23 protein-coding genes are annotated in these 24501 nt (G+C 63.6%); 13 read left to right on the top strand and 10 right to left on the bottom strand.

Annotated features, from left to right (window positions below; genetic code table 11):
* Positions 1 to 77: 77 nt before the first annotated feature.
* Positions 78 to 704 carry a response regulator transcription factor gene (locus ACR30Z_RS11685; RefSeq protein WP_434372704.1) on the bottom strand — a complete coding sequence of 209 codons (627 nt, stop codon included), beginning with the start codon at positions 702 to 704 and terminating at the stop codon, positions 78 to 80.
* Complete coding sequence (locus ACR30Z_RS11680; RefSeq protein ID WP_434372702.1) at positions 701 to 1918, bottom strand: sensor histidine kinase; 1218 nt, start codon at positions 1916 to 1918, stop codon at positions 701 to 703. The genes ACR30Z_RS11685 and ACR30Z_RS11680 overlap by 4 nt, the downstream gene beginning before the upstream one ends.
* A 145-nt stretch (positions 1919 to 2063) precedes the next feature.
* On the opposite strand from ACR30Z_RS11680, the gene ACR30Z_RS11675 reads away from it, so the two are divergent.
* Positions 2064 to 2537 carry a hypothetical protein gene (locus tag ACR30Z_RS11675; RefSeq protein ID WP_144649019.1) on the top strand — a complete coding sequence of 158 codons (474 nt, stop codon included), beginning with the start codon at positions 2064 to 2066 and terminating at the stop codon, positions 2535 to 2537.
* A 383-nt stretch (positions 2538 to 2920) separates the two neighbouring features.
* Here ACR30Z_RS11675 and ACR30Z_RS11670 read toward each other — a convergent pair whose 3' ends face one another.
* Entirely contained in the window at positions 2921 to 3628 is a 708-nt protein-coding gene (locus ACR30Z_RS11670) for a TetR/AcrR family transcriptional regulator (protein WP_144649020.1), read from the bottom strand.
* 55 nt (positions 3629 to 3683) lie between these two features.
* Here ACR30Z_RS11670 and ACR30Z_RS11665 point away from each other — a divergent pair, with 55 nt between their 5' ends.
* The 3 genes from ACR30Z_RS11665 to ACR30Z_RS11655 all read left to right on the top strand — a co-directional run bounded on the left by ACR30Z_RS11665 (position 3684) and on the right by ACR30Z_RS11655 (position 7635).
* A complete protein-coding gene (locus tag ACR30Z_RS11665) occupies positions 3684 to 5111 on the top strand; it encodes a flavin monoamine oxidase family protein (protein ID WP_434372700.1) in 1428 nt (475 codons plus the stop codon).
* Positions 5112 to 5194: 83 nt separating this feature from the next.
* Complete coding sequence (locus tag ACR30Z_RS11660; RefSeq protein WP_434372699.1) at positions 5195 to 6100, top strand: universal stress protein; 906 nt, start codon at positions 5195 to 5197, stop codon at positions 6098 to 6100.
* A gap of 23 nt (positions 6101 to 6123) precedes the next feature.
* The gene (locus ACR30Z_RS11655) at positions 6124 to 7635 is read left to right on the top strand and encodes an APC family permease (RefSeq protein WP_434372698.1); all 1512 of its coding nucleotides are present in this window, start codon (positions 6124 to 6126) and stop codon (positions 7633 to 7635) included.
* Between the two features lie 58 nt (positions 7636 to 7693).
* Here the strand turns inward: ACR30Z_RS11655 and ACR30Z_RS11650 are convergent, their stop codons facing one another.
* The gene (locus ACR30Z_RS11650) at positions 7694 to 8257 is read right to left on the bottom strand and encodes a hypothetical protein (RefSeq protein ID WP_144649024.1); all 564 of its coding nucleotides are present in this window, start codon (positions 8255 to 8257) and stop codon (positions 7694 to 7696) included.
* Positions 8258 to 8362: 105 nt separating this feature from the next.
* On the opposite strand from ACR30Z_RS11650, the gene ACR30Z_RS11645 reads away from it, so the two are divergent.
* On the top strand, positions 8363 to 8746 hold the full coding sequence (locus ACR30Z_RS11645) for a VOC family protein (protein WP_144649025.1): 384 nt from the start codon (positions 8363 to 8365) through the stop codon (positions 8744 to 8746).
* A 72-nt stretch (positions 8747 to 8818) separates the two neighbouring features.
* On the opposite strand, the gene ACR30Z_RS11640 is transcribed toward ACR30Z_RS11645, so the two are convergent.
* Positions 8819 to 9268 (bottom strand): DUF5997 family protein, encoded by a 450-nt coding sequence (locus tag ACR30Z_RS11640; RefSeq protein ID WP_144649026.1) that lies wholly within the window; start codon positions 9266 to 9268, stop codon positions 8819 to 8821.
* Between the two features lie 33 nt (positions 9269 to 9301).
* On the opposite strand from ACR30Z_RS11640, the gene ACR30Z_RS11635 reads away from it, so the two are divergent.
* Positions 9302 to 10027: a LysR family substrate-binding domain-containing protein gene (locus ACR30Z_RS11635; RefSeq protein ID WP_144649027.1), complete on the top strand. Its 726-nt coding sequence runs from the start codon at positions 9302 to 9304 to the stop codon at positions 10025 to 10027.
* Here ACR30Z_RS11635 and ACR30Z_RS11630 read toward each other — a convergent pair whose 3' ends face one another.
* Positions 10028 to 10726, bottom strand: a complete 699-nt coding sequence (locus ACR30Z_RS11630) for a GntR family transcriptional regulator (RefSeq protein ID WP_144649028.1) — start codon at positions 10724 to 10726, stop codon at positions 10028 to 10030.
* 109 nt (positions 10727 to 10835) lie between these two features.
* On the opposite strand from ACR30Z_RS11630, the gene ACR30Z_RS11625 reads away from it, so the two are divergent.
* Genes ACR30Z_RS11625 through ACR30Z_RS11610 form a run of 4 tightly spaced genes read left to right on the top strand, consistent with a single transcriptional unit; the run spans position 10836 to position 16405 of the window.
* A complete protein-coding gene (locus ACR30Z_RS11625) occupies positions 10836 to 11594 on the top strand; it encodes a LamB/YcsF family protein (protein WP_434372696.1) in 759 nt (252 codons plus the stop codon).
* Between the two features lie 46 nt (positions 11595 to 11640).
* Positions 11641 to 12990: an MFS transporter gene (locus ACR30Z_RS11620; protein ID WP_144649030.1), complete on the top strand. Its 1350-nt coding sequence runs from the start codon at positions 11641 to 11643 to the stop codon at positions 12988 to 12990.
* Between the two features lie 6 nt (positions 12991 to 12996).
* Positions 12997 to 14640: a 5-oxoprolinase/urea amidolyase family protein gene (locus ACR30Z_RS11615; RefSeq protein WP_434372694.1), complete on the top strand. Its 1644-nt coding sequence runs from the start codon at positions 12997 to 12999 to the stop codon at positions 14638 to 14640.
* A gap of 7 nt (positions 14641 to 14647) precedes the next feature.
* Positions 14648 to 16405, top strand: a complete 1758-nt coding sequence (locus ACR30Z_RS11610) for an acetyl/propionyl/methylcrotonyl-CoA carboxylase subunit alpha (RefSeq protein WP_434372693.1) — start codon at positions 14648 to 14650, stop codon at positions 16403 to 16405.
* A 69-nt stretch (positions 16406 to 16474) separates the two neighbouring features.
* Here the strand turns inward: ACR30Z_RS11610 and ACR30Z_RS11605 are convergent, their stop codons facing one another.
* On the bottom strand, positions 16475 to 17722 hold the full coding sequence (locus tag ACR30Z_RS11605; protein ID WP_434372692.1) for a D-arabinono-1,4-lactone oxidase: 1248 nt from the start codon (positions 17720 to 17722) through the stop codon (positions 16475 to 16477).
* 129 nt (positions 17723 to 17851) lie between these two features.
* Between ACR30Z_RS11605 and ACR30Z_RS11600 the strand changes: the two genes are divergently transcribed.
* Positions 17852 to 18859: a LacI family DNA-binding transcriptional regulator gene (locus tag ACR30Z_RS11600; RefSeq protein WP_434372690.1), complete on the top strand. Its 1008-nt coding sequence runs from the start codon at positions 17852 to 17854 to the stop codon at positions 18857 to 18859.
* Here the strand turns inward: ACR30Z_RS11600 and ACR30Z_RS11595 are convergent.
* The 3 genes from ACR30Z_RS11595 to ACR30Z_RS11585 all read right to left on the bottom strand — a co-directional run bounded on the left by ACR30Z_RS11595 (position 18856) and on the right by ACR30Z_RS11585 (position 22561).
* Positions 18856 to 19851, bottom strand: coding sequence for a bile acid:sodium symporter family protein (locus ACR30Z_RS11595; protein WP_434372689.1), 996 nt, complete (start codon positions 19849 to 19851; stop codon positions 18856 to 18858). The genes ACR30Z_RS11600 and ACR30Z_RS11595 overlap by 4 nt on opposite strands.
* Positions 19852 to 19935: 84 nt before the next feature.
* Positions 19936 to 21432, bottom strand: coding sequence for a SulP family inorganic anion transporter (locus ACR30Z_RS11590; protein WP_434372687.1), 1497 nt, complete (start codon positions 21430 to 21432; stop codon positions 19936 to 19938).
* 22 nt (positions 21433 to 21454) lie between these two features.
* Positions 21455 to 22561, bottom strand: coding sequence for a GTP pyrophosphokinase (locus tag ACR30Z_RS11585; RefSeq protein ID WP_144649037.1), 1107 nt, complete (start codon positions 22559 to 22561; stop codon positions 21455 to 21457).
* Positions 22562 to 22671: 110 nt separating this feature from the next.
* Here ACR30Z_RS11585 and ACR30Z_RS11580 point away from each other — a divergent pair, with 110 nt between their 5' ends.
* Together ACR30Z_RS11580 and ACR30Z_RS11575 are read left to right on the top strand one after the other, a co-directional pair.
* A complete protein-coding gene (locus ACR30Z_RS11580) occupies positions 22672 to 23493 on the top strand; it encodes an alpha/beta hydrolase fold domain-containing protein (protein ID WP_144649038.1) in 822 nt (273 codons plus the stop codon).
* A 39-nt stretch (positions 23494 to 23532) separates the two neighbouring features.
* Positions 23533 to 24468, top strand: coding sequence for a carbohydrate kinase family protein (locus ACR30Z_RS11575; RefSeq protein ID WP_434372684.1), 936 nt, complete (start codon positions 23533 to 23535; stop codon positions 24466 to 24468).
* Positions 24469 to 24501 lie beyond the last annotated feature (33 nt).

Below are 24501 nucleotides of genomic sequence, written 5' to 3'. Positions count from 1 at the left end.
GCGGCTGAAACTTGGGCGGTCCGTTCCGTTCGGGTGAACGGCGTTTCACGAGGCGGGATGATCGGGCGCGACAATCGCTAGATCCACCCCTGTTGCCAAGCCTTTTCGGCGGCGTCGTGCCGGGATACCGCGCCAAGTTTCATCATGGCGGAGGACAAGTAATTGCGTACGGTACCAGGGGCGAGCCGCAACTGTTCGGCTACCTGCGAGACGCTGGAGGTCGACCGGCTGTACCTCAAGGCGTCCAACTCGCGGTCAGTGAGCGGGCAGCGCTCGGCGGCCAGGGCTGTCGCGGCTATTTCGGGATCGATGTAACGCTTGCCTGCCGCGACGTCACGGATAACGTCGGCCAGATCTTCGGCGGGGGTTGATTTCGGGACGAAGCCCGAGACCTTCGAGGCCAAGGCCCTGCGCAACACCCCGGGCCGGGCATGACGCGTGACGATGATGACGCGTGTCTTGACCGTGGACAGGATACGGGCAGCTGCTTCGACTCCGTCCATCCGGGGCATTTCCAGATCCAGGAGGCAGATATCCGGTTGTACTTCCAAGGCCAACTCTGCTGCGGTCACACCGTTGTCGGCGCTGGCAACCACCTCGATATCCGGTTCCAACCCCAGGAGCGCTTCCAAAGCGCCGCGAATGAGATGTTCATCGTCGGCAATCAGCAAACGAATGTTCTGCGGGCCGTCAGGGTTGTTCACTGTGCGTTTCCTTTGGACGGGACCGAAGCCTGAAGCTCAAAGAATCCGGCGTTAGTGGTTGTTTCGAGGCTGCCGCCCAATGCCGAGATCCGCTCACGGAGGCCGGCAAGGCCGTTGCCGGGTGTTCGGCTGCCGGTTGCCTCACTGGTAACCCCATTGTTGCTGACCGTGAGGATGCAGCCGTTTGCGGAGGCCGCCAGGGTGATGGAAGCCAAGGTTGCGTTGCTGTGCCTGAGGATGTTGGTGGTGGCCTCGCGGACCGCCATGGCCAACGCCTTGTGAGCGTCAGGATTTTCAGGCACGGGATCAATGGTGAGTTCGCATTGCGCTCCTGCGGCCGACAGTACTTCGCGGGCGTTCTCAAGCTCATTCTTGAGGACTGTGCCGCGGTATCCGGAAACCAGGGAACGCGTTTCCTCGAGTGCCTGTTTGGCGATCAGCCGCGAATCGTGGATGTGACCGCGGGCGGCCTCGGCGTCGATGGTTAGGAGACGTTCGGCAAGCTCAGATTTCAAGGCAATCACCTGAAGGTGGTGCCCCTGGATGTCGTGCAGGTCGGCGGCAAAGCGGAGCCGCTCCTGGGCAACGGCCAATTCCCCTGCCATGAGCCGGTGCCTGTCCAATTCCACCACTATGCGCCACCACCATAGGCTGCTGAGCAGGACCACGGGCATGGTTGCCGCATAGCTGATGAGCATGCGAAGACCCGGCTCTTCCGGGAAGGCATAGCTCTGGCCATGCAGGATCAGGTAGGTGATCGGATGCAGGAGAGTTAGTGCGAGGCCCGCGGCCAGGACGGCCAGCCGTTGGCGGTTGGGAAGCAAGCAAGCGATCAGGCAGGCGGCCAGCCATAACGGCAGGCTCCACATGAGGACATCGGCGTTGGTAAACAGGCCCACTATCCACACCGCAGCCGAGGGGATAACCAGTGCCAATGTCCAGGCAATGGGTGGAAGGCCTCCGCTGAGCCCTGCCCGCAGGAACCAGCAGTAGCGAATCTGGGTGGCCACCGCGCAGACCAAGCTGATGAGAAGAAGCCCCGCAACGGCGTCGAACCGGGCTTTTGCCGGTTCCAGCGCCAGGACAACCAGCATGAAGTCGAGGACCACGAGGATAAACACCATGCAACCCAAGGTGTACGTCCAAGTAGTGTGCACGCTCCGACCCGGGCGGGTAGTGGGCTGCAATACCTCGGGGGCGGTGGCTGCGGACATGACGCCCAGTGTAGGGCAATGACATTTGTCATGGTTCCGCTGGTGAATCGGCTCATGAAGCAGTGACACGAGCTCACTACACGGACCGCTTGGGTCGCTGAAGGATTGGATTGTCAACATCACCCATCCATGAAGAGAGCCCCTGATGATTGAGTCCTTGCAAGATTTCACTTCCTCCCTGCCGTCAATGCTGACGTGGCTGGGGGTGTTGCTGATCGCCGCCATCCCGTTTGTTGATTCCTACTTCGGTGCTGTGGTGGGAGTGTTGGCCGGCGTGCATCCCGCGGTGGCCATAGCTGCGGCAGTTGTGGGAAATGTCCTCTCGCTGCTCGTCTTCGTTTTTGCCGCGCACCGTGTGCGCAGCAAAGTGGCGGCTGGCAGGCCCTCCAAGGAGATCACCCCGCGCCGCGCCAAATTGCGCGCCACCTTCGATAAGTTCGGCGTGGCGGGAGTAAGCCTGATCGGTCCAACAATCCTGCCCAGCCAGATCACGTCAGTTGCCATGATCTCCTTCGGGGCCTCCAAGAACGCGGTCATTCTCTGGCAGATCATTTCAATAGTCATCTGGGGAACAGCGTTCGGGGTCCTGGCTACATTGGGTGTTTCACTTGTCCGCTAGGACTGCTGGCCCGGTGGTCGTCGGCGACCACCGGGCTTGTGCAGGATTGTTGAGCTTCGGCCAACCCCCGTCAGTAGGTGGGCGCTATCCGAACACCCGCGTGCCTTCCGGTATCGCGGGCATGGAGGTGGCTCCGCCGCTAATGTCCATGTCATTGGCGGTACTATCTGCCCCTTGGAATCGCAGTTCCTGGCGGTGATGGCCGTGAAGTTTTGCCAACCGTTCCCCCCGCAGCCCGTGAAATCAGAACCACCCAGCTTGGTACCGGCGTCATCGCAGACAACCCGCTATCAATGGCATCGGGTCAAGTTGGTCCGGAAATCACCGAGATGACTTAGGTCCGCCGTCTCAGCCTCTGACAGGGACCATTGGATCAGGGACACCTACCCCCGCAGCGCCCCGAACCCCGTGATCAGCGCCTCCAGACCCAAACTGAAGGCAACGTCGGTGGGCCGTGCATGCCGTTCCAGGGCCAAACGGTCTACGGCGGCCGTGAAGTTGGGGACCTGCTCAGCGAGGTTGCCGGCGTCGAAAATGTCCTCAGGTGCGGTGACGTCGTAAGCGGCACCGAACACGAACGCTTCCAAGGCGACGATCGCCGAGATGATTTTCTCTTCCGGGAAGCCGGCGTCGCGGAAGCCGGCGGTCACGGCCTCGTACATGGCCAGGGTCTTCGGCGCATTTGCCACTGGAAGTACTGCAATCACGGGGATCAGCGGCGTATGCTCCGAGAATACGTCCCGGTAGGACCACGCCCAGCGACGCACGGCAGCATCCCACGGCTCCACCCCGAAGGCGGAGACATCCACCATCGCCGCCAAATGGTCCTCCACCAGCAGCAACACGTCATCCTTGGAGGCCACGTGGTTGTACAGGGCAGACGGTGCGACGCCGAGGGAACGGGCCAAGGCCGCCATGGTGAGTCCGTCGTAGCCTTTGTTGCTGATCAACTCGAGGGCCGCCGTCGTGATGCCGTCCTGGTCCAGAATCGCCGCCGTCGGTCGTCCGGCACGGCGGCGCGCGGGAAGCGCGGAAGGAGCGGGCGTGGGTGCGGGCATCGGAGGCCTTTCTGCTGCCTGTGTCCCCAGCATTATTCCATCGGGCCTTCACAGCTGCGGACTACGACGCTACTATGGATATAAATGAATGGCATTCATTTATTGGTCAGCCACCACGGACGGCCACGGAGAGGACATCATGCAGAATCTTGATCGCGACGTTGTGATCGTCGGTGCCGGGCCGTCAGGGCTGACGGCGGCACGTGAGTTGAAGAAGGCCGGACTCAGCGTCGCAGTGCTCGAAGCACGCGACCGCGTGGGCGGCCGCACCTGGACCGACACCATCGACGGCGCCATGTTGGAGATCGGCGGCCAGTGGGTTTCCCCCGACCAGACGGCACTGATGGAGCTTCTGGACGAGCTCGGCCTCAAAATGTACTCGCGCTACCGCGAAGGCGAATCCGTCTACATCGGCGCAGATGGCAAGCGCACGCAGTACACCGGTGACACCTTCCCGGTGAACCAGACCACCAAGGCCGAGATGGACAAGCTCGTAGCCATCCTGGATGAGCTTGCTGCAGAGATCGGCCCCACCGAGCCCTGGGCACACCCCAAGGCACGTGAGTTGGACACCATCTCCTTCCACCACTGGCTTCGCCAGAACTCCAGCGACGAGGAAGCCTGCAACAACATCGGCCTCTTCATCGCCGGTGGCATGCTCACCAAGCCCGCCCACGCCTTCTCCGCACTGCAGGCAGTCCTCATGGCCGCCTCTGCTGGGTCCTTCAGCCACCTGACTGACGAAGACTTCATCCTGGACAAGCGCGTGATCGGCGGTATGCAGCAGGTTTCGCTGCTGCAGGCAGCTGAGCTGGGTGCCGACGTCGTCCTTAACAGCCCGGTTCGCACCATCAAGTGGGACGACAACAACGTGACCGTCGTGTCCGAGCAGGCAACCGTCAACGCCCGCTTCGTGATCATGGCCGTCCCGCCGAACCTGTACTCGCGCGTTTCGTTCGACCCGCCGCTGCCGCGCCGCCAGCACCAGATGCACCAGCACCAGTCCCTGGGCCTGGTCATCAAGGTCCATGCTGTCTACGACACGCCGTTCTGGCGCGAAGAAGGACTCTCCGGCACCGGCTTCAGCGCAGGCGCGCTGGTCCAGGAGGTCTACGACAACACCAACCACGGCGATTCCCGCGGCACCTTGGTGGGCTTCGTGTCCGACGAAAAGGCCGACGCCGTGTTCGAGCTCAGCGCCGAAGACCGCAAGAAGGCCATCCTGGAATCGATCGCCGGCTTCCTGGGAGACAAGGCCCTCACGCCCGAGGTCTACTACGAGTCCGACTGGGGCTCCGAAGAGTGGACCCGCGGCGCGTACGCTTCCAGCTACGACCTCGGTGGCCTGCACCGCTATGGCAAGGACCAGCACGCGAACGTTGGGCCGATCTACTGGTCCTCGTCCGACCTTGCAGCCGAGGGTTACCAGCACGTGGATGGCGCGGTCCGCATGGGCCAGGCAACCGCCGCCCGCATTGTCGAAGCCAACAAGCTGAGCGCGTTGCCCGTCGCCTAAGGTATTCCGCACCACACCGGCAGGCCGGGGGAGCATCATCCCCGGCCTGCCGGCTCCACTGTTTAAGCACCGAAAGGACCACCATGCGCTACGTAGTGGGCTACACCGCCAACGCCAGGGGGCACGACGCCGTTCACCTTGCCGTCGCGCTGGCCCGGAACCACGATGTCAGCCTGGACCTGGTCCTGGTGATCCCCGAAGACTCCCCGTTCAACGCCGTCTACCCACCCGAGGCCGGGTACAACGACATCCTTAACGAGCAGGCGCAGCGCTGGGTGGATGAGGGCCTGGCCCTGGTTCCGGACGACGTCACCGCCCGCGCCCACATCCGCCGCGGTGACTCCGAAGCCCAAACGTTGATCGATGCGGCCGTGGAATTCAACGCTGCGGCCTTGGTCATCGGCGCCACCAACAGCGGCCTCTTCAAGCGCTTCACCATTGGATCCGTGGCAAGTTCGCTGCTCCACTCGTCACCCGTGCCAGTCGCGTTGGCACCGCACGGGTACCACCGCACCGAGCCGATTACCCGCTTGAGCTGCGGTTTTGGGACGCGCCCGGGCGCTGACCAGCTGCTCGACGTCGCTGTGGAGTCCGCGCGCGACCGGGGCCTTCCGCTGCGGCTCGTCTCCCTATTGGCGCTCGACGGCGGTAACTCGCCTGGGTTGGCCGACGCCGCCTGGGTGCATGCCGCCGACCGGCTTGCCGCCGTCGGAGGTTCCAATGAGGGGGACCGCTCCGGTGAAGCGGGCGGTTCCGGTGAGGTGGACGGCTCCGTGCCCGAACCCGAGATCGTCGTCGCCCAGGGCCGCACCATCGAGGAAGCCGTTGACCGACTCGACTGGGAAGACGGCGAAATCCTGCTGATCGGCTCCAGTCGCCTGGCCCAGCAGCGGGCCACTTTCCTGGGCACCACCGCCAACCGGATTCTGCGTGCCCTCCCCGTTCCCATGATCGTGGTCCCCCGCGACTACACGCGACAAAGCTCCTAGCAATCGCCTGAGAGGCAAAACCCATGTCAACTGCACCAAAGACGGTCCAGTCGAAAGAGACGTCCCTGAGTGAAAAGGGACTGAAAGCCGGATCGGTGGGCCTGATCGGCGCCGTCGTGATCGGCGTTTCCTGCATCGCTCCCGCCTATACGCTGACCGCCGCCTTGGGCCCCACCGTGTCCGAAGTCGGCGTGCACCTGCCAGCCATCTTCCTGGTGGGCTTCATCCCCATGTTGCTTGTGGCACTCGGCTACCGCGAACTGAATAACGCAATGCCCGACGCCGGGACTTCCTTCACGTGGGCCACCCGCGCCTTTGGTCCGTGGATCGGGTGGATGGGTGGCTGGGGATTGATCGCGGCCACCATCATTGTGTTGTCCAACCTGGCGGCTGTGGCGGTGGACTTCTTCTACCTGATGCTCGCGCAGATTTTCAGTAACCCGGAATTGGGTGAGCTCAGCAAGATCTTGCCGTTGAACATCGCCACCACGCTGGTCTTCATAGCCCTGGCTTGTTGGATTTCCTACCGCGGAATGGAGACCACCAAGGGCGTCCAGTATGTGCTGGTGGCCTTCCAATTGCTGGTTCTCGGCTGGTTCGCAGTCTCAGCCTTTGCTCATGTAGCGAATGGAACGGCCTTCGATGCCACCACGGTTTCGCCGGACTGGTTCAACCCCTTCGCCGTGGATTCGTTCTCGTCATTCGCCGCGGGTGTATCACTCTCGATCTTCATTTACTGGGGGTGGGACGTCACCCTGACCATGAACGAGGAAACCAAGAATCCGGAGAAGACCCCGGGCCGCGCTGCGACCATCACCGTGCTGGTCATCGTGATCATCTACATGACCGTCGCGTTGGCCACCCTGTCCTTCGCTGGCGTCGGCGAGACCGGTTTGGGTGCCGGCAACCCGGAGAACCAGTCCAGCATATTTGCTGTCCTGGCCGGGCCGGTGATGGGTCCGTTTGCGATCCTCATGTCGCTGGCCATCCTGAGCAGCTCCGCCGCGTCCCTGCAGTCCACCTTCGTGTCGCCCGCACGGACCATGCTGGCCATGGGCCACTACCGGGCCATCTCGCCCAGGTTCGGCAAGATCAGCCCCACGTACAAGTCGCCCAGCTTTGCGACCATCGCCGCCGCCATCGCTGCCGCAGGCTTCTACGTGATAACCCGGACGGTGTCCGAAAATGCGCTGTGGGACACCATCACTGCGCTGGGCATGATGATCTGCTTCTACTACGGCATCACCGCGCTGGCCTGTGTCTGGTTCTTCCGGGCCGAGGCCTTCCGGGGAGCCAGGGCATTCTTCTTCAAGTTCCTGGCACCGCTCGTTGGTGGCGTGATTCTGCTGGTCATGTTCGTGAAGACCGCCATGGACTCAATGGATCCGGAGTACGGGTCCGGCTCGTCTGTTGGAGGCGTGGGCCTGGTGTTCATCCTGGGCATGGGCGTGATCCTGCTGGGTGTGGTGGTCATGCTGGTGATGTACCGGCTGCGGCCCGAGTTCTTCAAGGGCAAGGTTCTGACCCGGGCCTAGTTCCTGCGCCGAGATGCCATTTGATGACAATGTTGATCGCTGAGATTGGTATTAAATGCTATCTCGGCGCGGGTAGGGCGGCGGTTGGAACGCCTGCTGCCCGCTCGGCTGCGGCGAGGGCCTCGGCGAGGCGTTCGACGGCGGCGCGATAGTCGGTGCCGGCTGTCACCTTGCAGTATTCGGCCTCTCGCATGGCCCGGCTGAGCGCAGCAGTTTCCACAGTCCTCACATCCGTCATGGCCGGGAAGTCGATGGTCTGTGCCGGATCGAGTTCATAGCGGCGCCACTGTTCAAGGATGCTGCTGTGGCGGGCGGCATCGTCCGTAAAACCTGCACGACGCCGGGGCTCGGCTGCGTGGATCCGCTCCACCTTGCGGACGCTCGCCAAGGTCCCTGCAACGGTGGCGCCGCCGACGAAAACCATGATGAGCCCGGCCGGAGGCCAATGCACGGCGGGCACCAGGATGGCGGGAAGAATCACCACCGAGCCCCCGAAAACGTCCCAAAACAGCCCGTCCGGCTCGGGGCCACGGCCGTAGGTCAGTTTCCTGTGCAGGACAAACGTGGTTGCTGCGGTTGCGAGAACCAGAGCTACACCCCACAGGAGCATCATGGCGGGCATCGGACCACCTCCAGGCGACATCACGCTGCTTTGAATTCAGTATGCGCCAGTGCTTGCGCGGACGCGAGGGGTGGTCTGTCGCACCCTCGGCGTAGCCTAGGCAGCATGAGACTGAAAATGTGCAGCATCCACGTTAAGGACCCCGCAGCAGCTCACGCGTTCTATACGGAGACGCTGGGCTTCGAAACCCTGATGGCCATGCCGGAGTACAACCTGTTCATCATCAAGGACCCCGGGGCGGACAACAACAGCTCCCCCGGGCTGCTGCTGGAACCGAGCGACAACCCGATCGCTTCGAATTACATGAACGCCCTGCATGAGTCCGGCTTGGCAGCCATCACCTTCGGTGTTCCTGATGTTCAGGCCGAGTATGAGCGCCTGCTTGCTGCCGGCGTGAAATTCCAAGGTGAACCTTCTGAAGATCCCTCCGGCGTCAGCGCAGTCTTCGACGACGGTTGCGGCAACTTCGTCCAGCTTCACCAGGACTGACCCACTTAAACAGCTGTGGCCTTAAACAGCTATGGCCGGGACGCAAGGGTCCCGGCCACAGCTCAGTGAAAGCTACGCGTGGTCGCGCTTGGAAGTCTTGGGGGCATCGCGCTTTGCGGCTGCGTTGTCCTTCGCTTCCTTCGTTGCGGCCTTCTTGGCTGCTTCGTCCTTGACTCGCTGGGCCTCTGAACGCACAGCAGCGTGTGTAGCGCGCTCGGTGACCAACCACTGCGGCGGAGCCTGCAGCAGCTCGGTGATTTGCGCCGTCGTAAGTGCTTCCTCAACGCCGCCGCGGGCGAGGCCGCTGATGGAGACGTTCAGCTTCTGCGCGACTACCGGGCGCGGGTGCGGGCCGTTGCGACGCAGTTCGGCAAGCCACTCCGGCGGGTTGGCCTGGAGTTCGGCGAATTCGTCGCGGGAGATGGACGAATCCTGGAACTCCTGGGGTGTCGCGGGCAGGTAGATGCCGAGTTTCTTGGCAACTGTTGCCGGCTTCATGGACTGGGAGTTCGAGGACGTCATGCTTCAAGGGTATCTGGCCGGTACTGTGAGTGTGTGCCAGCCGCTGAAGAATCCACCGAAACAACCGAGCCCTTGCCCGGCCTCCGCTTCGCCTATGTGGCGGGTGTGACCCCTGGGAAATGGATCCGCCGGTGGGAAGAGCGGATGCCCGACTATCCGTTGCACGCGTTCATGTCCGACGACGGCGCGCAGCTTGCGGTGCTGCGTGACGGTTCCGCGGACCTCAGCTTTGTTCGGTTGCCCGTGGACCGTGAAGGCTTGAACGTCATTCCCCTCTACGAAGAACAGCCCGTGGTGGTTGCGCCCAAGGGCCACGAGATCTCGGTGTTCGAGGAAGTGGCCCTCGAGGATCTCTCCGAGGAGAACTTCCTGGATGTTGACGAGATGGGCGGGCCGGACATGGCCCTCCAGGTGGTGGCATCGGGCGCTGGGTTGGCAATCTTGCCTATGTCTGTTGCGCGGCACCTGAACGTCAAGGACACCGTCATGCGGCGGCTGACCGGCGCTCCCACCACCCAGATCGGTTTGGCGTGGCCCGTGGGAACGGACAGCCCGGTGATTGAGGAATTCATCGGGATTGTGCGGGGGCGCACGGCGCAAAGCTCACGCCAGCCATCCGCCCAGCAGGAGAAACCCAAGAAAGCCCCCAAACCTGACCGCCGTGGTGGCGGCCCCAAGAAGCCCGCGGTCGCACAGCGTTACGCCCCGAACCCGGACAAGGGACGCGGCAAGGGCTCGCGCAAGAAGGGCAAACGGTAGCTACGCACCGTGAATCGCGGTTTGTTGCTGTTCTGAACGGTTGAGATAGGCCAGCAACAGGTCCCCGGCGCGTTCCAATTCGCCGGCTTCCAGTGCCGAGCAGATCTGCTCGTTTTCCGTGAGCCAGTCGCTGTAGAAGTGGGCGTTCATGGTGGCCTTGTGGAAGTACAGCCGCATCTCCGCCAGGACTTGCGCCATGATCGTGTCCAGCCTGCCGCTTTCCGCCAGGGCAACGATCGCGCCGTGGAAATGCTGGTTGGCGCTGCCAAGTCCCTCATTGTCGTTGGCGGCCGCGGCGCGTTTACCCTCTTCGACGGCGGCCCTGACGGCGGCAATGCGCTCAGGTGACCCACCGGCGCGGATGGAACTGACCTCGATGGCCCGGCGCACTGTGTAGACATCATGGATGTCGCCCGCTTCCAAGGTGGCGACGTAGACGCCCCTGTTGGGTTGACGGATGAGCAGCCTCTCGCCGGCAAGTTCGGCGAACGCTTCGCGGACCGTGTTCCGGGAGACGCCCAGGTCCTCGGCAATGGTGGCCTCGGTGAGTTTGGCACCCGGGACCAGGAAGCCTTCGGCCAGTTGGTAGCGCAGTTCCTCGGCAACACGCTCAGCCACGGACGGCACCCTCAGGCGCATCCGCGCCCGTGCACCATCAAAGCCAGCGGGTTCGCTTGATTCCTGATCTGCACTGGCCATGACACCAAAAGTACACGATTGCCGAAGATCCGGATCGCTGGATTGTTGAACAATCCAGCGGATTGGTGCATGCTGGATGTAACGCACATCACGAGGCAGGGATCACATCATGGCAATCATCGATCTGAACAGCGACGTCGGAGAGTCATTCGGGCGCTGGACACTCGGCGATGACGCCGCCATGTTTGAGTCCGTCTCCAGCGCCAACGTTGCGTGTGGATTCCACGCTGGCGACCCCAGCGTCATCCGAAGCACCTGTGCGAAGGCGGTCCAGGCCGGCGTCGTGATTGGCGCCCACGTTGGCTACCGCGATCTCGCGGGATTCGGCCGCCGCTTCATGGACATCGATCCCGTGGAACTGGCCGACGACGTCGTATATCAGATCGGTGCGCTGCAAGCGCTGGCGGCCACCACGGGATCACGGGTTCAATACGTGAAGCCCCACGGCGGCCTTTACAACGCAATCGTGAAGCACACCGCCCAGGCCCGTGCCGTCGTCGACGCCGTGAAATCGGTTGACCCCAACCTTCCGATCCTCGGCCTCCCCGGCTCCGAAGTCCTGCGTCTCGCTGAGGAAGCCGGCCTTCGGGGCGTATCCGAAGCGTTCGCTGACCGCGCCTACAACCCGGACGGAACGCTCGTTTCGCGCTCCAAGCCGGGCGCTGTACTGCATGATCCCGCCGAAGTGGCCGAACACGTCCTTCGGATGGCTACCGAACAATCCGTCAGGACCATTGACGGTTCCATCCTGAAAATCCGCGCAGAAAGCATCTGCGTACATGGTGACTCACCCGGAGCCGTGGCAATGGCCACCGCGGTGAAGTCCGCTCTGGGCGACGCCGGCGTCAGCATCGGCTCGTTCCTCTAGCCCACCCGGGCTCCCCGCACCATCCCTCATCCCCCCGGAGGACATCATGACCAGCACCAACAATGCAGCCAAGGCAGTGACAAGGAAGCCACCGCCCGGCGCCATCAAGGCGTACGTCGCCAGTCTCACCGGCACGTCGCTGGAGTACTACGACTTCGCCATCTACTCGGTGGCCTCGGCCCTCGTGTTTCCCAAGATCTTCTTCCCGGGCAATGACGAGTTCGTCGCGTTGCTGCTCTCCTTCTCAGCCTTCGCGGTCGGTTACCTGGCCCGACCCATTGGTGGCGTCATCTTCGGGCGCCTCGGTGACAAGATCGGCCGCAAGTACGTACTGGTGTTCACGCTTGTTCTGATCGGCGTTGCCACGGTGCTCATCGGAGCGCTGCCCGACTACTCCGTAATAGGCGTCGCGGCACCCACAATCCTCGTGTTGCTGCGTTTGGCGCAGGGCATTGGCGTTGGCGGCGAATGGGGCGGTGCCGTATTGCTGTCCAGTGAATTCGGAGACCCCAACAAGCGCGGTTTCTGGTCTTCCGCTGCCCAGATCGGCCCGCCCGCAGGTAACCTCATGGCCAATGGCGTCCTCGCCATCCTCGCCGCTTCCCTCAGCGACGAAGCGTTCCTCTCCTGGGGCTGGCGCGTAGCGTTCCTGGCTTCGGCCCTCTTGGTGGTCTTCGGCCTGATCATCCGTCTCAAGCTCGAAGAAACCCCGGTGTTCAAGGCCATCCAGGCCCATGGCGACCGTCCCAAGGCTCCCATCAAGGAAGTCTTCACCACGCAGCCCAAGGCCTTGGTTGCCGCTGCGCTCTCCCGAGTGTGCCCCGACATCCTCTACGCGCTGTTCACGGTGTTCGTTGCCGTATACGCCACCAAGGAACTGGGCATGACCACGGGCAACGTGCTGTCCGCGATCCTTATTGGTTCAGCCTTCCAGCTCTTCCTGATCCCGCTGGCTGGTGCACTGACGGACCGCTTCAACCGGCGTTGGGTATATGGCATCGCCGCCGCCGCAACGGCTGCCTACATCCCGTTGTTCTTCCTGATGATCCAGGGCAAGTCGGTAGCCATGCTGACCATCGGAACCGTGATCGGCCTGGCGCTGCACGCCTTCATGTACGGTCCCCAGGCCGCGTTCATCACCGAGCAGTTCCCGGCCCGCCTCCGCTACGCAGGCAGTTCGCTGGCCTACACCCTGGCTGGTGTGATTGGCGGAGCTGTTGCGCCCATCATCTTTACCGCCCTCTATGGCGCGGCTGATGGCGGCTGGTACCTGATCGCCGTTTACATCCTCGTCGCGGCTGTTGTCACGATTGTGGGCATGCTCCTGGGCCGTGACCCCAAGCCGGAAGAAGACGTCCGTCTGATGCAGGGTGCGCACGCTCAGCCGGCGGCGTAGCTAACAATGGAAACCGTGATGCAAACGACCACCGCCAAAAGGGTTCGCTCCGTCAGGCCTGTCGGGACCCGCGCGGTCCTGGCAGAGCTGGACGGACTGCAGGATGTCCTCGCCCTGCAGGACATGCTCTACAAGTCTCCGCTTCCTGGCCAAGTGGACGTGCTTGCCGCAGCAGAAACCGTCATGGTGGTGGGGGAGTCCGCAGCGGCAACCCGAGCGATCGGTGCCCGGCTCATGGAGTTGGAACTGTTTGCCCCGGAGGTCACCGACTCCGGGCTGGTGGCCATCGACACCGTGTACGACGGCGACGACCTCGCCGATGTCGCGGAGCTGACCGGACTGAGCGTGGAGGGTGTGATTGCCGCGCACACCGGCCAGATCTGGACCGTTGCCTTCGCTGGCTTCGCACCCGGGTTCGGCTACATGGTGGGCGAGAATGAAGCACTCACGGTTCCTCGCCGATCTTCCCCGCGAACAGCAGTGCCCGCCGGATCCGTGGCCCTCGGTGGACAGTACTCCGCCGTCTACCCGCGTCGTTCGCCGGGTGGTTGGCAGTTGATTGGCCGGACCGGTGCGCGGATGTGGGATCTGGACCGATCACAGCCGGCCCTTGTGAGGCCCGGTGATCGTGTGCAGTACCGGGCAGTCCGGGAGGTCATCACCGCACCGGCCCATGATTCCGAAGCCGAAGCAGACCACCACACGGGCCCTGGATTGCGGATTCTCAACCCTGGCGCGCAGAGCCTTATCCAAGACCTCGGCCGGCGAGGGTTCGGCCCGCTTGGCGTCTCGGCCGCCGGGGCTTTGGACCGGGCGTCCCTCCGGCGCGCGAATCGTTTGGTCGGCAACACCCCTTCGGCCGCCGCCATTGAGTCCGTCAACGGCGGGCTGACCGTAGAGGCCGTTGGAGACCAGGTAATTGCCGTCGCCGGTGCGCCGACCACGCTGACTGTCCAGTCGCCGTCGAACGTTGAATCCGACGACGACGGGTCCCGGCCCGGTGCGCAGCGGACCGTCCCGATGGCCGCGCCTTTCGCGCTGCTCGACGGCGAAATCCTCACCTTGGGTGCGCCCGAGTCCGGGTTCAGGAACTATGTGGCGATCCGGGGCGGAGTGGATGTCCCGGAGGTGCTGGGCAGCCGCTCGGCGGACACGATGTCCGGCATCGGACCGGCTCCACTGGTCATCAGGCAGGTCCTTGCGGCGGGCGAGGCCACGGCGTCCACGGCTGTTGGCAGTCCCGAATTGCAGCCTGAGTTCCCCGGCGTGGGCGTAACGGTGCTGGACGTTGTTCCTGGACCGCGTGCCGACTGGTTCGACCAGGAGGCATTGGATTCCTTGTGTGACCAGGACTGGCTGGTCACACCGCAGTCCAACCGCGTGGGCATGCGACTGGACGGCGTTCCGCTGAAGCGAACCCGCGAAGGCGAACTCCCCAGCGAGGGCACCATGGCCGGGGCCCTCCAGATCCCGCCGGCTGGACTGCCCGTCCTCTTCCTTGCGGATCACCCCATCACCGGCGGGTATCCCGTGATCGGCGTGGTGCGCGATGAGCATTTGGACCGTGCCGCGCAGGTCCCCATCGGCGGGCGGATCAGATTCCGGTTCGTCCACGATTCTCCAGACTTCACCAAGACCCCAGAGAAGTGAGTATTTGATGCGCAAGGTCCTGATTGCGAACCGCGGCGAAATCGCCGTCCGCGTCGCCCGAGCCTGCGATGACGCCGGCATTTCGTCCGTGGCTGTTTACGCAAATATCGACGCAGACGCGATGCACGTTGGCGCCGCCGATGAAGCGTACAGCTTGGACGGAAACAGTCCCGCTGACACGTACCTGAACATCGGGAAGCTGCTGGGCGTCGCGGCACAGTCCGGCGCGGACGCCGTCCACCCCGGCTATGGCTTCCTCTCCGAGAATGCGGACTTCGCGCAGGCAGTGCTCGACGCCGGGCTTGAGTGGATTGGTCCCTCGCCGGAGTCGATCCGGCAGTTGGGCAACAAGATCACCGCCCGCGAGATCGCTGTCCGGGCGGGAGCTCCATTGGTTGCAGGCAGCGATGGGCCGGTGTCCTCCGCCGCAGAAGCACGGGCGTTTGCCGAGGAACACGGACTTCCGATGGCCATCAAAGCTGCCTTCGGCGGAGGTGGCCGCGGGCTCAAGGTTGTCCGCGAGCTTGCTGAAGTGGAGGAAGCCTTTGACTCCGCAGTCCGCGAGGCCGTGGCCGCCTTCGGACGTGGCGAGTGCTTCGTAGAGCAATACCTGGACCGGCCGCGGCACGTGGAAGCGCAGATCATCGCAGACAAGCTGGGCAACGTCATTGTGGTGGGCACCCGCGACTGTTCACTCCAGCGTCGCCACCAAAAGCTCGTGGAAGAGGCACCCGCGCCCTTCCTCAGCGATACGCAGCGGCAGAAGATCTACGACGGTTCCAAGGCAATCGTCCGTGAAGCTGGCTACTACGGAGCCGGGACGGTGGAGTTCCTGGTTTCCGCGGACGGAGCAGTGGCGTTCCTTGAGGTCAACACGCGACTTCAGGTGGAGCACCCGATCACCGAGGAGACCGCCGGGATCGACCTTGTGCAGGAGCAGTTCCGCATCGCTGCCGGGTTGCCCCTGAGCATTTCGGATGACCCGGCCCCTCGCGGACATTCCTTCGAGTTCCGCATCAACGCCGAGGACGTGGGCCGTGGCTTCCTGCCTTCCCCGGGGACGGTGGCACTCTTTGAAGCCCCCACCGGTCCCGGCATCCGCGTGGACAGCGGCGTGCGGTCGGGTTCGTTTGTGGCACCACAGTTCGATTCCTTGCTTGCCAAGCTGATCGTCACTGGGGCTGACCGGCAGCAAGCCCTACGCCGCGCGCGCAGGGCCCTTGCGGAAATCAAGATCACCGGCCTCGCCACGGTACTGCCCTTCCACCGCGCGGTTCTGGAGTCCGAGGATTTCACTTCCGTGGCCGGAATGCGCGTTCACACCCGGTGGATCGAGACCGACTTTGCGGATCAGATCCCCGTGGACCCTGAGTACAACGTGGTCGCCCCGGAAGGAGGGCGCCGCACCATCACGATCGATGTTGACGGCAAGCGGCTGGCGGTGGGACTTCCGGCTGATCTGTTGGATGGCTGGGCGCACTCCGGTCAGGGCATCCCTGCCTTTACCGCGCCGGCCGATACGCCGGGTTCTGTAAGCACTGACTCGCCCGCCGAATCCGCCCTCGTTTCCAGCATGGCCGGCACCGTGGTGAAGTGGCTCGTGGAGCCCGGGGCCAACGTGGCGGCAGGGGACCCGTTGGTGGTCCTGGAAGCCATGAAGATGGAAACCCAAGTTCCGGCACACCGCACTGGAACCCTCTCCGAAGTACTCTCGGCACCCGGCGGGGTCGTCACCGTTGGAGCAGTTCTGGCCCACATCGAGTAATGCCGCTGTTCCGTTGCCAAGCCGCTGTTCCGTGGCTGCCCGGCGACGAAATAGCGGGCCGACAACGGGCTACGACGTAACCGTCACACCCAGCACGCTGTCCAGCAAGGCGTTACGGAACTTGCCCGTGGGATCGTTGGCCTGAACCAAGGACCGGAAGTCCTCGAACCGAGGGTAGAGCGCGGCGAAGTCGTACTCGCTGGGCGTGAAGAGCTTGCCCCAGTGGGGACGTGCGCCGAAAGGCCTCAACGCTGCTTCGAGCTCGGGGAGGACCGCTTCCACCTCGGGCTGGAGCGGCTTCCACGTGAAGTGGAGCGCAACGCTCTGCTGCCGGTAGAACGGGCTGAGCCAGAACTCATCCTCGGCCACTGTGCGGACCTCGGAGATGAACAAAAGCGGTGCCAGCTTGTCGGCCAGCCCGCGAACCGCACGCAGGGCAGCGGGTGCCTGGTCCAGCGGCAGCAGGAACTCGCTCTGCAGTTCTTCTCCGTTGCTCGGCGTGAACTCATGCCGGAAGTGGGGCAGCCGGTCCAGCCACTTACCCGCAACGTCCAGCTGCTCGGTGCAGTTCTCGGCGGACATGTCAGGCAAGGGATGCAGGGCCGACGTCGCTGCGGTTGCTCCAAAGAGGTCAGGGAGCGGCGCTTCAGTATCCAGCGCTTTCAGCCAAACCTGCGGGATGGTGTCGCCGGTGTAATTGGTGAAGAAGCTGACGCTGTAGGCGCTCGACGCGATGGTCTGGAAGTTCGCCAGCGCCCCCTCCCAAGTGAGGTTGGTGAGCACGCGCTGCCGGACGTCGAAGCTCGGACGGACAGCCAGCTCCAGTCCCGTGACGATGCCAAGGGCGCCCACGCCCACCACGCTGGCGAGGAATTCGTCGTCGTCCGCTGTGAGCGTCACCAGCTCGCCGGAGGCGCGCACCAAGTCGACACCTACGACGGCGGCAGCCAGGGAGGGATTGTTGACTCCACTGCCGTGGGTGCCGGTTTGGATGGCACCCGCGACGGAGATATGGGGGAGCGAAGCGAGGTTGTGGATGGCGTATCCCTGCTCCTCCAGCGCTCGGCCGAGGGCTCCATAGCTGATGCCACCGCTGACCTTGACAGTGCTCTTTTCCTTGTTGAGGACTACTTCCTGGGGTAGCGCGTCCAGCAGGACGTGGGTACCGTCCGTGTCGGCAACCGTGTTGAAGGAGTGCCGGGAACCGAGCGCCTTGATCCGCGACACGTTGGCTACGAGTTCCTGCAGCTCCTCCACCGACGTGGGGCTGTGGACTTCCGCGGACGAGTACTCAAGGTTTCCTGCCCAGTTCTTCATCGAATGATCTTCCCACTTGGATACGTAATGGCTCCCGTAATTGTTAACGTTCACAACTAATTGCGTCAAGGGCTGTCCACGCCATAACGGCTAGAGTTCAAGAAACCCGCTGTCTATCAGGAGTCGCACGTGAGCAAGGGATCCAAGCCCACCATCCGGGACGTAGCGAAGGCCGCGGAGGTCTCCCTGACCACCGTTTCCTACGTGCTCTCCGGTCGGCACGGCGGGACCACCCGGATCAGCCAGCCGACGCAGGACAGGGTCTTGGCCGCGGTGAAGGAACTGGGCTATGTGCCCAATCAGGCCGCGCGGGGGATGCGGAGGGGCAAAACGGATGTCGTGGCGGTAGCCATCGGAAACCTTGAATGGCCCTGGGACCGCGCCCTCGCCACCGCCGCAGCAGCGATCCTCCCGCAGCATGGCTACCAACCCGTGATCCTGCTGGGCGACGACTGGCGGAAGTTCATGATGTCCGGCGGAGCGGACGGCGTGATCATCGGCTACTTCCCTGAAGCAAAGTCACAGGATGAAACTGTCACGGAGCTCGCCCGACGCGGCGTTGCCCAAGTGGTGATCTCCGGAACCATGAAGCCGGCGGGCTTCGATGTCCTTGCTCCAGAAGCTGACGCTGGGCTCGAGGAGTGCATGGACTTCCTCACCGCGTCCCACCGCAGAATCGCCTGTATCCGGAGGGCAGACCCGGCGGGACGGCCCAAGAGTCGCTTCGCCGCCTACGCAGCCGGATTGGAGAAGGCGGGCATTCCGCTCGACGAGACCTTTGTGAGGACGTCGCAGCACCGCCCGGCCATCGCCTATCAGTCCGCCCTTGAGCTGCTCCAACTGCCGGACCGGCCCACTGCCATCCTCTGCACGGACGACATGGAGGCGCTGCAGACCATCCGTGCCGCCTATCGCCTGGGCCTCCGCGTACCCGAAGATGTGCAGATTGTCGGCGTCGGGAACTCTACCGAGGGCCAGGATTACGATCCCGCCCTGACCACGGTTGGGCCCGAACCCATCTTCGAACAGGTGGTCCGTATGCTGTTGGATCGTTTGGCAGGCACCACTCCGGTGGAGGGCGTCAGGGTTGCCTCGCCGTGGAAGTTGCACCGGCGCGGCACCACTCTGAGTAACTAGTCCTTCAACGGGCGGCGAGCAAGCCAAGCCGCCACAATGGCGCCCGAGATGTTGTGCCACAGCGAGAACACTGCCGACGGCAGCGCTGCCAGCGGGCTGAAGTGCGCGGTGGCCAGTGTCGCTGCCAGGCCGGAGTTCTGCATGCCAACCTCGAAAGCGAGGGCGCGGCGAGCCTTGTCATCCAGGCGACCGAGCTTGCCGGCCAGGTAGCCGAGGCCCAGGCCGAAGCCGTTGTGGAGGACCACTGCCAGGAACACGATGCCGCCGGCGGCCACGATCTTGCTGGCGCTGCCCGCCACGACAATCGCAACAATCAGCGAAATCACGACGGCGGATGCCCACGGAAGTGCCGGGAGCACCTTCGCGACGAGCTTCGAGAGGAACAGTCGGGCCAGAAGGCCTGCGATGACCGGCAGCAGGACGGTTTTCACGATGTCCATGACCATGGCACCGGCATCGATGTGCAGGAACGAGCCGGCCAGGAAGAGCGTCAGTGCAGGAGTCACGATGGGGGCGATCAGTGTGGAAACGGAGGCAACGGCGACGGACAGGGCTACGTCGCCCTTGGCCAGGAATGCCATGACGTTGGACGCCGTACCGGAAGGAGCACAGCCCACCAGGATGAGGCCGACAGCCAGTTCGGGAGGGAGTTGGAGTAGGACGGCTATGAGCCAGCCGGCGCCGGGCATGATCACGTAATGCGCCACGATGCCCAGCGCTACGGCCCACGGTCGACGGGCCACCGAGGCAAAGTCCGGCGGAGTCAGCGTCAGGCCCATGCAGAACATGATGACGCCCAGCAGGTAAGGAACCGAGACGCCCATGGGTTTGAACAGGTCCGGTATGAGGAAGCCGAGGACGCCGGCAACCACCACAAGAAGCGGGAACACCGTGACGGCAACCCGCGCGATCTTGGCCTCAGCGGCGAGGGCGGCGTTGACGGGCGCAGCGGATTCATCGGTTTTCGGTGGGGTATTGGTTGCCTCAAGCATTCATCCATGCTCACACTTGCCCCGCAGCGGGAACGAATTCTTTACTTGCAGGGAGACGTATATGTCAGATGACCGCTGTTTGCGTCAGGAGTTGAGTTTCCCTGCCAAACGCTCGCGCATGCGGATGCTGGCTTCGTTGAGCCCGATGAACTCCACCTCGCGCCCGTGGTTACGGTACTTCTCGGTAACGGAATCCAGCACGGCCACCGTTGACGCGTCCCAAATATGCGAGCCGTGCAGGTCGATGATCACTCGATCTATGCCTTCCGAGGCATCCTTTGCGTAGTCGAACTGCGTGTACAGATCGTTGGATGACGCAAAGAAAAGTTCGCCATCCACCGTGTAGGTGGCAACCCTTTCACCGTTGAGGTCCAGTTCGGTCCGCTCAACGGTAGCGAAGTGGGCCACGCGCCGCGCGAACAGCACCATGGCGGTCACAACTCCGACGCCGACACCCACCGCCAGGTTGTGCGTGGCCACCACGGCCGCAACAGTAACCACCATGACCGCGGTCTCCGACTTGGGCAGGCGCTTGAGCGTGGAAGGCCGGATGGAGTGCCAGTCGAAGGTGATCAGTGAAACGAAGATCATCACTGCCACCAAGGCAGCCATCGGAATCATGCCCACCACATCGCCCAGGACCACAACAAGGATCAGCAGGAAGACGCCGGCCAAGAAGGTCGAGAGCCGGCTGCGGGCACCCGAACCCTTCACGTTGATCATGGTTTGGCCAATGACCGCGCAACCGCCCAAACCGCCCAGGAAACCGGTGACAATGTTGGCCGCCCCTTGACCCCAGGAGACCCGCGTCTTGTTGGAGCGCGTGTCCGTGATGTCATCCACGAGCTTGGCCGTCATCAGCGACTCCAGCAGGCCCACCAGCGCCATGGACAAGGCGAACGGCGCAATGATCTGGAAGGTCTCCAGGGTCAGCGGAACGTTGGGCAGGAAGAACCCGGGCAAGCTGTCCGGGAGTTCGCCCTTGTCGCTGACGGTGGGAACGTCCACATTGCCCAGCACGGTCACCAACGTGATGACCACGATCGCTACCAGCGGTGCAGGAATGGCAGTGGTCAGACGTGGCAGCCCAAACACGATCACCAAGCCCACCACCACAATCGGATACACCATCCACGGCACGTTGAAGAGCTCTGGCATCTGAGACATGAACACCAGGATGGCCAGCGCGTTCACGAAGCCGATCATGACGGACCGTGGGATGAACCGCATCAGCTTGGTCACGCCAAGGACCGCAAGGATGATCTGGAAGACGCCCGCCAGAATGATGGTGGCAATCAGGTAGTCGAGCCCGTGTTCCTTCATGACGGGAGCGATCACCAATGCCACCGCGCCGGTGGCCGCGGAGATCATGGCAGGACGGCCGCCCACCAGCGCGGTGACCACGCCCATGGTGAACGATGCGAACAAGCCGATGCGTGGATCCACGCCCGCAATCACGGAAAAGGCAATGGCTTCCGGGATCAGCGCCAAAGCCACCACGAGCCCTGCGAGGGACTCCGTCAGCAGACGGCGGGGCGAGCGGAACGTCGCCCGCAGTGACATGAGTTGCTCGGGAGTCATGGGTCCTTACAGGGCAGATTTCTTACAGTGCAGTCTGGCGGTAACGCTCAATCTGCTTAAGACGCCGCTGGAGGCTGTCGCGCCGCGGGTGCGGGACGACGTCGGGCGCCTCAGCGGTGAGATCAATGTGTTCGGTTCCGTACTGCCACAGCAGGAGGTCGTCCAAGAGGCGGTCGGGGCCGGGGGAGTAGCGGTGGTCCAGGGCCTTGCGGACCTCGGTGATCCGGTTGGCGCTGAGCAGCCCGGCCAGTTCCACGGTCTTGGTGAGTCCGTGGGCGGCAAGGAGTTCGGCAGCCCATCCCCAGTCGTCATCAACTTTACGGTCAACGTGGGGCAGGAGCGTACGCCAGACGTCACGGACCCGGTTGGGTGTCAGCGGCGATCCGCCCTCCCCTTCGAGGTCCCAGTAGCTTCGGACTTCCTCGTAGCGCTCGTGAAGATCGGCGAACGCGCTCTCCACGGTTTCCAGCATGGCTGCCGTGGCTGTGAATTGACGGTCGAAATGCGGCGTCCATGCACGCGGGTCCTCGGCCTTGAAACGGATGTCGTGCTCGATCTCGCTCCATGCGTGCGCAAACACAGTACGGATCTGGCATTCAAAAAAGTAGCTGCCGTTGGCGGGCATGTCCGGATTGAAGACGTGCTGGTACTCCTTGACGGCCTCATTCTGGATGGTGCGCAGGATGAGGTGCCTGCTGGAGTACCCGTACGTTCCGGACTCGATGGAACCGATGTCCTTCTCGCGGTCCCCACGGCAGTCGAAGAGCTGGCGTTGGCGCTTGATGATGTTGGCCACCGCAGCGTTTTCGGCGGGCAGCTTGGTGATCACGCGGATGCCCACCATGTCGTTCAACGTGCGGAATGGGTCCGGGAACTTGAGGACGCGCGGGCCCCCCGGCTCCAAAGGATCATCAGTGCGGGAAATTTTCTCGCGGAAGGACTCCACCGTTTTAGTCCGGCCGGTAACAAACAGTGGGGTGACCTCGGCGTCGTTCAACATGTCCCGCAGGGTGAGCAGGACGTCCCGCGTAACCCGCTTCAGGGCAGGGCGAACACGCTCGTAGAGTGCCACGTTCGCATCCACTGCATCGCGCTGATCCTGGTCCAGGCTGTCCCAATTGCTTGCCATGCCCCCAGCTTACGGGGCGGCTCCGACACTGAACCGAGCCACTCGCCGTCGGGGTGCCTCTAGCCAAACATCCGAACCGTCACGATAGGCTCAGTACAAAGGAGGGCGCAATGTTGCGGCACAAGTACAGCTACGGCGAACACCCCAGTCAGTGGGGCGAACTCTTCATACCTGAACCAAGCAACGGAAACCATCGCGGCGCATCAGCTGTGGCCGGTGGAATCGCCGTTGTGATCCATGGCGGCTACTGGCGTTCGCAGTACGGCGCGGAGCTCGGTGAGCCCCTGGCGCGCGACCTTGCCGCGCATGGCATTACCGCTTGGAACCTGGAATACCGGCGGGCCGGCAACGGCGGTGGTTGGCCCCATACCTTTGAGGACATCCTGGCCGGCATCGACCATCTGTCCGAAATCGCCGGCGAGCACGACCTCCAGCTCGGCAAGGTGGTGGCCCTCGGCCACTCCGCCGGCGGCCATTTGGCTGTCTGGGCTGCGGGCCGGCAGCGGCTCTCGGACATCGGAACGCCCGACGCCGACCGTCAACTCCAGCGCAGCCCTGAAGATAGCGCTGTGCACCTGACGGGCGTCGTCAGCCAGTCCGGCCTTCTGAACCTCGCCGCCGCGGAGAAACTGAACCTCAGCAACGGCGCAGTCTGCAATTTGATGGGCGGGGATTCCCATAGGTACCCCAAACGGCATAAATACGCCGATCCCATGAGTTTGCTGCCGCTCGACGTCCCCGTATATGCCGTGCACGCCACGGATGACGAGGACGTTCCTGCGAGCCAGTCCGAAGCGTACGTGGCGGCGGCAACGGCAGCAGGCAGCGCGGCGCAGTTGCTGCGTGTTCCGGGAGACCACTTTGACCTGATCGATCCCAAAGCTGTCGCATACAAGAAGTGCCGCGAACTGGTGCAACGCCTGCTCTCGTAATCTGTGGTCCGCCGGGACCGCCTCTGGCAGAGTGGTCCCATGCTGACAGTCATTGGTGAGGCCCTGGTCGACGTCGTTCAACGCCCCTCGGGAATTGAGGCGCACGTAGGCGGGAGCCCACTCAACGTTGCCGTGGGCCTCGCCAGGCTGGACCACCCGGTGCAGTTCATCGGGCGCTACGGCCGCGACGCCTACGGAGATTCCGTGGCCGCGCACCTGCGCTCGAGTTCGGTGATGGTGCCGCTTCCGCCGGATGAGAAGCCAACCAGCGTAGCCACTGCGCAGATTGACGACGACGGCGCCGCCACCTACGCCTTCGATCTCACCTGGGAACTCCCCGGCCTCGCCGGTAGGTTGCCGCTGATGCTGCAGGGCGCCACCTTGCTGCATACAGGTTCCATTGCCACCGCCTTGGAGCCCGGCGCCGCTGAGGTGCTCGCCGCCGTCGAGCATGCCCACCCGAGCAGCACCATCAGCTTCGATCCCAACTGCCGCCCCAGCATCATCACGGACGTTGAGTATGCGCGAACGCAGGCCGAGCGCTTTGTGGTCCTGTCTGACGTCGTGAAGGCTTCCGACGAGGACCTCGAGTGGCTGTATCCGGGCGTTGATCCGACGGAATCCGCGCGTCGGTGGCTGTCATTGGGCGGCGAGGAAGGCCCGGCCCTGGTGGTGGTGACCCGTGGTTCACGCGGTCCGTGGGGCATCACGCGGGCGGGCGAAACCCAGGTTCCGGCGCCGTCCGTGAACGTGGTGGACACCGTGGGCGCTGGTGATTCGTTCATGGCGGGGCTGCTGTCCGCGATTGTGGATCACGGGCTGGATGGTGCGCAAAACCGCGAAGCGCTGCGCGCCATGCCCCCTGAAACGCTGGCTGCGATCATGGAGCATGCCAGCCGCGCCGCAGCCGTGACCGTTTCACGCGCCGGCGCCAACCCGCCGACGCGTGCCGAGCTGAACCACGGGGCGGTGTAAGTCTTCGGGGCTCCGTAAAATTCCAGGAGCAGG

The sequence above is a fragment of the Paenarthrobacter sp. FR1 genome (genome assembly GCF_051106045.1).
In the GTDB taxonomy this organism is placed as follows: Bacteria; Actinomycetota; Actinomycetes; order Actinomycetales; family Micrococcaceae; genus Arthrobacter; species Arthrobacter nitroguajacolicus_A.
Note: the sequence above shows the minus strand (reverse complement) of the source record. Positions and strands in the feature narration are given on the sequence as shown.